7 protein-coding genes are annotated in these 8,167 nt (G+C 73.1%); all 7 read right to left on the bottom strand.

Annotated elements, in window-relative coordinates:
- Positions 1–143: 143 nt before the first annotated feature.
- Positions 144–755 carry a hypothetical protein gene (locus tag ACZ6NC_RS36165; protein ID WP_465738121.1) on the bottom strand — a complete coding sequence of 204 codons (612 nt, stop codon included), beginning with the start codon at positions 753–755 and terminating at the stop codon, positions 144–146.
- A gap of 153 nt (positions 756–908) precedes the next feature.
- Positions 909–1,712: an exodeoxyribonuclease III gene (locus ACZ6NC_RS36160; RefSeq protein ID WP_465738120.1), complete on the bottom strand. Its 804-nt coding sequence runs from the start codon at positions 1,710–1,712 to the stop codon at positions 909–911.
- 111 nt (positions 1,713–1,823) lie between these two features.
- The gene (ggt, locus tag ACZ6NC_RS36155; protein WP_465738119.1) at positions 1,824–3,626 is read right to left on the bottom strand and encodes a gamma-glutamyltransferase; all 1,803 of its coding nucleotides are present in this window, start codon (positions 3,624–3,626) and stop codon (positions 1,824–1,826) included.
- A 236-nt stretch (positions 3,627–3,862) separates the two neighbouring features.
- Positions 3,863–4,969 (bottom strand): ROK family glucokinase, encoded by a 1,107-nt coding sequence (locus ACZ6NC_RS36150; RefSeq protein ID WP_465738118.1) that lies wholly within the window; start codon positions 4,967–4,969, stop codon positions 3,863–3,865.
- Positions 4,966–5,775, bottom strand: a complete 810-nt coding sequence (locus tag ACZ6NC_RS36145) for an ATP-binding cassette domain-containing protein (RefSeq protein WP_465544898.1) — start codon at positions 5,773–5,775, stop codon at positions 4,966–4,968. The genes ACZ6NC_RS36150 and ACZ6NC_RS36145 overlap by 4 nt, the downstream gene beginning before the upstream one ends.
- Positions 5,772–6,803 (bottom strand): ABC transporter permease, encoded by a 1,032-nt coding sequence (locus ACZ6NC_RS36140; protein ID WP_465738117.1) that lies wholly within the window; start codon positions 6,801–6,803, stop codon positions 5,772–5,774. Before ACZ6NC_RS36140 ends, ACZ6NC_RS36145 begins: the two co-directional genes overlap by 4 nt.
- On the bottom strand, positions 6,800–7,819 hold the full coding sequence (locus ACZ6NC_RS36135; protein ID WP_465738116.1) for a sugar ABC transporter substrate-binding protein: 1,020 nt from the start codon (positions 7,817–7,819) through the stop codon (positions 6,800–6,802). Before ACZ6NC_RS36135 ends, ACZ6NC_RS36140 begins: the two co-directional genes overlap by 4 nt.
- Positions 7,820–8,167: the final 348 nt, after the last annotated feature.

Below are 8,167 nucleotides of genomic sequence, written 5' to 3'. Positions count from 1 at the left end.
GAACGGAGGCCCGGGGAGGCAGTCTCGCCAACGCCGAGGGGAAACCAGGAAACAAAGGGGGGACGGCGGACCCCCGGGTGGGGCGGCACCCGTACAACCCGCACCAGCCGTACAGGCCATACGAGCCGTACGAGCGGGGCCCTTCAGGCGGAGCCGGCGCCGCCGCGCCGCCGCAGCAGCCAGAACCCGCCGATGCCGCCGACGACCAGCGCCGCGCCGCCGGCCAGCTCGGCCGGGCTGGTGGCGACCGAGCCGCCGAGGCCGGTCTTCACCGCGCCGTGCGGGGCGATCTGCTGGCTGCCCGCGCCGGACTGGCCGAGCGAGCCGGCCCACTCCCCGGCCGCCTGGCCCCACTCGCCGAGGCTGCCGGCCGGCGACGACGTGGTCGTGGACGTGGTGACGGTGGTGACCGTGACGCTGGTGGAGAAGGCGGCACCGTCGGGGCACGTGCCGTCGACCTTGTTGTCGCCGCTGTACTTGGCCGCCAGCCGGGCGGAGCCGGTGTGCTTGCCGTCCGAGCCGAGCGTGAGGGTGGCCGGGCCCCCCTCGAAGGCCTGGGAGTTGGCGCTGATGGTCTTGGCGTTGGGCTTGTCGGACTTCTCACAGGAGACCGTGACCGTCACGGTCTGGCCCGGTGCGGCCTGGGACGGGCTGACCGTGGCGGCGCCGTCCTTGGCCAGCGCGATGGGGGCCGTCAGGCCGGTCAGCACCGTCGCGCCGATCAGGGCGGCGGCGGCCGTACGCGTGGGGCGCATACCGGAACCTCCGGGATTCTCGGGCGCGGCCGGGGACTCCGACGTCCACGTGATGGAACAACCACACCCAGTCATTCCCCGACGGTAGGCACCCGGCCCCCGCCCGGCCACCGCTCTGGACCGTTCGGGGGACCGCCCGCTACCGGGAGTGACTCAGAGGTCGAGGTCGACCACGACCGGGGCGTGGTCGGAGGTGCCCTTGCCCTTGCGGGCCTCGCGGTCGACGTAGCTGTCGGTCACGGCGTCGGCGAAGGCCTTGTTGGCGTAGGTGAGGTCGATCCTCATGCCCCGGTTCTTCGGGAAGGCCAGCTGGCGGTAGTCCCAGTAGGTGTACGGGCGGTCGTACTTGAGCGGGCGTGGCACGACGTCCTGGAGGCCCGCCTCGGTGAGGGCCGCGAGGGCGGCGCGCTCGGCGGGGGTGACGTGGGTGAGGCCCTCGAAGGCGGCGACGTCGAAGACGTCCTCGTCGGCCGGGGCGATGTTGAAGTCGCCGAGGACGGCGAACGGGCGCGGGCCGGCGGCGTCCTCCAGCGAGGCCTGGCGCAGGGCCTCCAGCCACTCCAGCTTGTAGCGGTAGTGGGCGTGGTCGACCTCGCGGCCGTTGGGCACGTAGACCGACCAGACCCGGACCGGACCGCAGGTGGCGGCGATGGCGCGCGGCTCGACGTCGGGCAGCAGGGCGTCGTCGGCCAGGTAGCCGGGCTGGCCGGGGAGGTCGCGCACGACGTCGTCCAGGCCGATCCGGGAGACGACGGCGACGCCGTTCCACCGGCCGGTGCCGTGCGCGGCCGTCTCGTAGCCCAGCTCGCGCACGGGCTCGTACGGGAAGGCGTCCGCGGCGCACTTGAGCTCCTGGAGGCAGAGCACGTCCGGCTTGGCGCTTTCCAGCCATTCGAGGAGCTTGGGCAGCCGCGCGGTGACGGAGTTGATGTTCCAGGTGGCGATGCGGACGGTCACGGCGGGCGGCCTTCCCGGTGGTTCGGACGACGGGTGGTTCGGACGACGGGTGGGCGCCCGAAAGGACGCCCACCCCGAATCTACCGCCGCCCACCGACAAACCGGCCGGCGTCAGGGTGCGGGCCGCACCACCGCCGCGGCGCCGCCGCCGCGGCGGACCGGTTCGGCGGCCGCCACCCAGCGGCCGTCCGGCAGGCGCTCTACGCCGGTCGCGGCGCCGATCTCGGGCGTGCCCGTGAACACGTGGCCGAGCGCCTCCAGCCGGGCCCGCTCGGGCAGGGCGAGGAAGGCCGGCTCGGCCTGGGTGGCGGCCGTGTTGCGCTGGCTGGCGCGCGGCGCGGCGATCGCCTGCTCCAGACTCAGGCCCCGGTCGAGGCGGCCGAGCAGCACCTGGAGGGTGGTGGTGATGATGGTCGCGCCGCCGGGCGAGCCGGCCGCCAGCACGGGCTCGCCGTCGCGCAGCACGATGGTCGGCGAGAGCGAGGAGCGGGGGCGCTTGCCCGGGCCGGGCAGGTTGGGGTCGGGCACCCCGGGGGTGAGCGGGGTGAAGTTGAAGTCGGTCAGCTCGTTGTTGAGCAGGAAGCCGCGGCCGGGGACGGTGATGCCGCTGCCGCCGGTCTGCTCCAGCGTGAGCGTGTAGGAGACGACGTTGCCCCAGCGGTCGGCGACGGTCAGGTGGCTGGTGCTGAGGCCCTCGTAGGGCTCGGCGGCGGGCGCCGGGCCGGCGCTCGCGCAGGCGGCCGGGTGGCGCGGGTCGCCGGGGGCGAGCGGGCTGGTGAGCGCGCGGTCGGGGCTGATCAGGCAGGCCCGGGCGGCCGCGTACCGCGCGGAGAGCAGTTCCTTCGCCGGCACGTCGTTGAAGGCCGGGTCGCCGACCCAGCGGTTGCGGTCGGCGAAGGCGATCCGGGAGGCCTCCAGGAAGTGGTGGTAGTACTGCGTGCCGTCGTACCGGCCGACCTCGCCGTCCTCCAGGATGCCGAGCGCCTCGCCGACGGTGGTGCCGCCGGAGCTGGACGGGGCGATCGAGTAGAGGTCGTAGTCGCGGTAGGCGACGTGGGTGGGCTGCTGCCGCCGGACCTGGTATCCGGCCAGGTCGGCGGCGTCCACCTTGCCGGGGCGGGCGTTGCGGCCGGAGGCCGGGTCCACCGGCGGGTGCTGGATGGTCCGGACGATGTCGCCGGCGAGGTCGCCCTGGTAGAGCGCCTTGGTGCCGTCCTTCCCGAGCTGCCGGTAGGTGGCGGCGAGGTCGGGGTTGCGGAAGGTGGAGCCGACGACGGGGAGGCTGCCGCCGGGCAGGAAGAGCTTCGCCGTGTCGGGGAAGTCCTTGAACCGGGCCTGGTTGAGCGCGGTCTGGTCCTGGAAGGTCTGGTCGACGGTGAAGCCCTGGTCGGCGATCCGCTGGGCGGGCCCCAGCGCGTCGGCGAAGGAGCGCTTGCCCCAGAGCCGGACGGCCGTCTCCCAGGTCGCCGGGGAGCCTGGCACGCCGACGGAGAGCCCGCTGGTGACGGCGTCGGCGAACGGCAGCGGCGTGCCGCCCTCCAGGAACAGCCCCTCGTCGGCCGTCCGGGAGGCGGTCTCCCGGCCGTCGATGGTGGAGACCCGCCCGCTGGCGTGGTCGTAGTAGACGAAGTACCCGCCGCCGCCGATCCCGGCGGAGTACGGCTCGGTGACCCCGAGTGCCGCCGCGACGGCGACCGCGGCGTCCACCGCGTTGCCGCCCTTGCGCAGCACCTCGATACCGGCCGCGGTGGCGTCGGCGTCCACGCTGGCCACCGCCCCGCCCCAGCCCACTGCCTCGGGCACCTTGGGCGGGGACTGCACTGGTGGTCCCGCCGCCCCGGCCGGCCCCGCGACGGAGCAGACCAGGGCGGTGGCAAGCAGGAGCGGCGGGGCGATGCGGGCCAGGGCTCTCATCCGGATTCCTCCTGAGTCGACGTCAGCTCCGTTGTTTCACAGGAGCCATGACCGCGACAACAGGGCCGCCGCACTACCAACGGGTAGTTGACACACCACCGGGGCGACGGCCCGACGCGGCCTGACCCGACCCGGGCCCAGTCCGGCCCGGTCCACAAAGCGGAGTGGGAAGTCGGCCGGTCCGACTTCCCGCTCCGACTTCCCACTCCGCGTTCCGCCCGCCGCGGTGCCGCCCGCTACGGCACCGAGCGTTCCACCCGGCGCCGCTTGATGGTGCGGAAGCGGCGGGCGACCTGGCGGGCGAGGTCGGCGGCACCGACCAGGCCGGCCTCGTTGCCGAGGGCGGCGTGGACGATGGCCGGCTCGGGGCGGAAGCCGCGGCCGGTGAGGGTGCGGCGGAAGGTGTCGCGGGCGGGGGCGAGGAGGAGGTCACCGGCCTCGGAGACGCCGCCGCCGATGACGAAGCGGCCCGGGTCGAGGGCGGCGGCCAGGTTGGCGATGCCGACGCCGAGCCAGGTGCCGACCTCGTAGAGGAGTTCGGTGGCGACCGGGTCGCCGGCCCGGGCGGCCTCGGTGACCAGCGGGCCGGTGATGCCCTCGACGGCCCCGCCGGCCCGGGCCAGCAGCGGCTGCACCACCGGGGACTCCTCGGCGACCAGTTCGCGGGCGTCGCGGACCAGGGCGTTGCCGGAGGAGTACTGCTCCCAGCAGCCCCGGTTGCCGCACGGGCAGCGGTGGCCGCCGGGCACCACCTGCATGTGCCCGAACTCGCCCGCCAGCCCGTACTTGCCGCGGTCGACGTAGCCGTCGCGGACGACGGCGCCGCCGATGCCGGTGCCGAGGGTGAGCATCACCATGTGGTCCTCGCCGCGCCCGGCGCCGAAGCGCCACTCGGCCCAGGCGGCGGCGTTGGCGTCGTTCTCGACGATCACCGGGAACCGCAGCCGCTCGCTGAGCGCCTCCTGGAGCGGCTCGTTGCGCCAGTTGAGGTGCGGGGCGAAGAGCACCTTGGAGCGGTCGGCGTCGACCCAGCCCGCCGCGCCGATGCCGACCGCGTGGACGTCGTGCCGGTCGGCGAGCTGGAGCACCAGCTCGACGATGACGTCCTCCACGACCTTGGCGCTCTTGCTCTTGTCGGGGGTGTCGGTGCGCAGCTTCTCCAGCACCTTGCCCTCGCCGTCCACCACGCCCGCGACGACCTTGGTGCCGCCGATGTCGACGCCGATGGTGGGCAGCCGCAGGAGGCCTGCGGGCAGGGCGCGGCGGCGGCGCTCGGCGCGCGGGCCGAGGCCGAGCAGGGTGGGCAGGACCGGCGGCCGGGTGGCGGCGTTGGGGCTGGTCACGGCTGCGGGCGCTCCTCAGGGGTGTCGTCGGACTGCGGTCGGGCGAGCTCGTGCGAGAGTTCGGCGAGGTCGGAGCCGCCGGCCATCTCGGTGGTGAGCTGTTCGAGGCCGATCTCGGCCCGGGGGTGGCTGCCGGCCATCCGGCCCCGCCGGAGCAGGGTGAAGTGGTCGCCGACCAGGTAGGCGTGGTGCGGGTTGTGGGTGATCAGGACGACTCCGAGGCCGGCGTCGCGGGCGGCGGTGACGTACTTGAGCACCACGCCGGACTGCTTGACGCCGAGCGCGGCGGTCGGCTCGTCCAGGATCAGCGCCTCGGCGCCGAAGTGCACGGCGCGGGCGATGGCCACGCACTGGCGCTGGCCGCCGGAGAGGGTGCCGATCGGCCGGTCGACGTCGTGCAGGTCGATGCCCATCCTGGCGAGCGCTTCGCGGGTGGTGGCGCGCATCCCGTCGGCGTCCAGCCGCAGGCCGCCCCAGCGCTTGTACCCCTGCTCGGAGCCGAGGAAGAAGTTCCGCCAGACGGGCATCAGCGGCACCACGGCGAGGTCCTGGTAGACGGTGGCGATGCCGCGGTCGAGGGCCTGGCGCGGGGAGTCCAGGCGGACCTCCTCGCCGCCGATGGTGTAGGTGCCCTCGTCGTGCCGGTGCAGCCCGGCGATGATCTTGATCAGGGTGGACTTGCCGGCGCCGTTGTCGCCGAGCACGCAGCTGATCTCGCCGGCCCGCAGGGTGAGCGAGACGTCCTCCAGCGCGCGGACCGTCCCGTACGTCTTGCCGACGCCGACGAGAGAAAGCAGTTCGGTCATCGTGGTCCCCTCTCGGCGCGGCGCTTGACCCAGGTGTTCAGCAGGGCGGCCAGCAGCAGCATCGCGCCCAGGAAGAACTTGAACCAGTCGGGGTTCCACTGGGCGTAGATGATGCCCTTGCTGGCCATGCCGAAGATCAGCGCGCCGAGCGCGGAGCCGGCCACCGAGCCGTAGCCGCCGGTGATCAGGCAGCCGCCGATGACGGCCGCCACGATGTAGATCAGCTCGTTGCCGACGCCCTCGCCGGACTGCACGGTGTCGAAGGAGAAGAGCAGGTGCTGGCCGAGCACCCAGGCGCCGAAGCCGACACCGAGGTAGAGCACGGTCTTGGTCCGGGCGACCGGCACACCGACGGCGCGGGCCGCGGCCGCGTCGCCGCCGACCGCGAAGATCCAGTTGCCGAAGCGGGTGCGCAGCAGCACCCAGCTGCCGATCACCAGCAGGCCGAGCCACCACCAGACGGTGGCCTTGATCGTCAGCCCGCCGACGGTGACCTCGGAGGCGAACAGCCAGCGGCAGGAGGCGAAGCCCTCCATGTCGGAGATCGGCTTGGTGGAGACGGTCCCGGAGACCAGCTTGGTGATGCCGAGGTTGGCACCGGTGAGCATCAGGAAGGTGCCGAGGGTGACGATGAAGCTGGGCAGTTTGGTCCGGCTGAGCATCCAGCCGTTGAAGCCGCCGACGGCCAGCGTGACCGCCAGCGAGACCAGCACGCCGACCCAAGTCACGGCGGTGAGCTGGTAGCTGACCATGGACGAGGTGAGCGCGGCGGTGGTGACCAGCACGCCGGCCGAGAGGTCGAACTCTCCGCCGATCATCAGCAGCGAGACCGGTACGGCCATGATCCCGATGGTGGACGCCGCGTAGAGCACGGTGCCCAGCGAGGAGACCCGCAGAAAGGGTTCGGCAACGGCGGCGAAGACCAGGAAGACGGCGGCGGCGGCGATCAGCGCGCCCAGTTCGGGCCGGGCGAGCAGCCGCCTCAGCGCCGCCGGGCGGTCCTGGGCGAGGAGGTCCGGGGTACTCAACGCGTCCCCCTCGCGACGTACTCGGCGAGCGCGTCGGCGTTGTCCTTGGTGAGGATCTGCGGGCCGGTCAGCACCGGCTTGCCGCCGCCGAGCATGTCGAGGTTGGAGCGGTAGAGCCAGAGCAGGTCGACGCCCTCGTACCCCTGGAGGTAGGGCTGCTGGTCGACGGCGAAGCCGACGCTGCCCGACTTGAGGCCGGAGACCACCTGCGTGCCCAGGTCGAAGGTGTCCAACTCGACGGTGCGGCGGGCGTCCTGGATGGCCTGCAGGCCGGTCGCGGCCATCGGGCCGGAGAGGGTCAGCACGGTGTCGATGGCCGGGTCGGCCTGGAGCTTGGCGGCGACGGCGGCACGGGCGTCGGGCATGTTGACGCCGTCCACGTAGAGCACCTGGAAAGCGCCGCCGGCCTTGGACTGAGCGCCGGAGCAGCGCTGCTCCTGGCCGACGTTGCCCTGCTCGTGGATCACACAGAGCACGTTCTTGCGCCCACGCGTCGCCAGCTCGGCGCCGGCGGCCTGGCCGGCGGTGGACTCGTCCTGGCCGATGTGGGTGAGCGCGCCGAACTTGGCGGAGTACTCCTGGCCCGAGTTGATGGTGATCACCGGGATGCCGGCGGCCTTGGCCTTGCCGAGGACGTCGCCGAGCGCGTCGCCCTTGGCGAGCGTGACCAGCAGGCCGTCGACCTTCTGGTCGATGGCGGCCTGGACGAGCTGGACCTGGTTCTGGGTCTGCGCGTCGTTGGAGTACAGGAAGGTGATGTTGTCCTTGGCCGCGGCCTGCTCGGCGCCCTTGCGCACGGTGTCCCAGAAGGCGTCGCCGGCGCCCGCGTGGGTCACCATGGCGACCTTCCAGCGCGGGGTCGTGACGGCGCCGCCTGCGGCGGCCGAGGCCTTTGCTCTGGCCTGCTCGGCGCGGAGGCCTCCGGTACTGCTGCAGCCGGCGACGGCGGCGAGCAGGGCCAGGGCGGTGAAGGCGGGCCAGATCCGGCGGGAAGGGCGGAAGCGGGTTGTGCTCATGACCATAGTCTCGCTGCCCGCTGTTCCGGCGTTTGCACCGCCTCGCCCGCCGGCTCCGTCCGGGCGGTATCGTGCCCTGGCGGGGGGCAATCCTGGGAGTCGGCTGGGCGCATCGTCCGGGCGCGGGCCGTCAGGGTGGCAGACTAGGGCGGACCTGAAAAGGGATCATCACGGAAACGTGATGTTCCTCTCAGGTTCCGCGCAGATTCGGACGGCAACCGATCCCCGTTCCAGGTCGTCCGATGCCATTGGAGCGAGTTCCGGGCGAGTGGGGCCCGGGGCGGCTTTGAACCCGGATACGAGAACTTTGATGCAACTGACAGGCACGCCATTCTTCCTCTGCACGGT

The sequence above is a fragment of the Kitasatospora sp. NPDC041988 genome (assembly GCF_055588525.1).
Note: the sequence above shows the minus strand (reverse complement) of the source record. Positions and strands in the feature narration are given on the sequence as shown.

Excerpts from the sequence above, each read along its gene's own strand:
- ACZ6NC_RS36165 (WP_465738121.1), bottom strand. The coding sequence starts at position 755 with ATGCGCCCCACGCGTACGGCCGCCGCCGCCCTGATCGGCGCGACGGTG.
- ggt (WP_465738119.1), bottom strand. The coding sequence starts at position 3,626 with ATGAGAGCCCTGGCCCGCATCGCCCCGCCGCTCCTGCTTGCCACCGCC.
- ACZ6NC_RS36145 (WP_465544898.1), bottom strand. The coding sequence starts at position 5,775 with ATGACCGAACTGCTTTCTCTCGTCGGCGTCGGCAAGACGTACGGGACG.
- ACZ6NC_RS36135 (WP_465738116.1), bottom strand. The coding sequence starts at position 7,819 with ATGAGCACAACCCGCTTCCGCCCTTCCCGCCGGATCTGGCCCGCCTTC.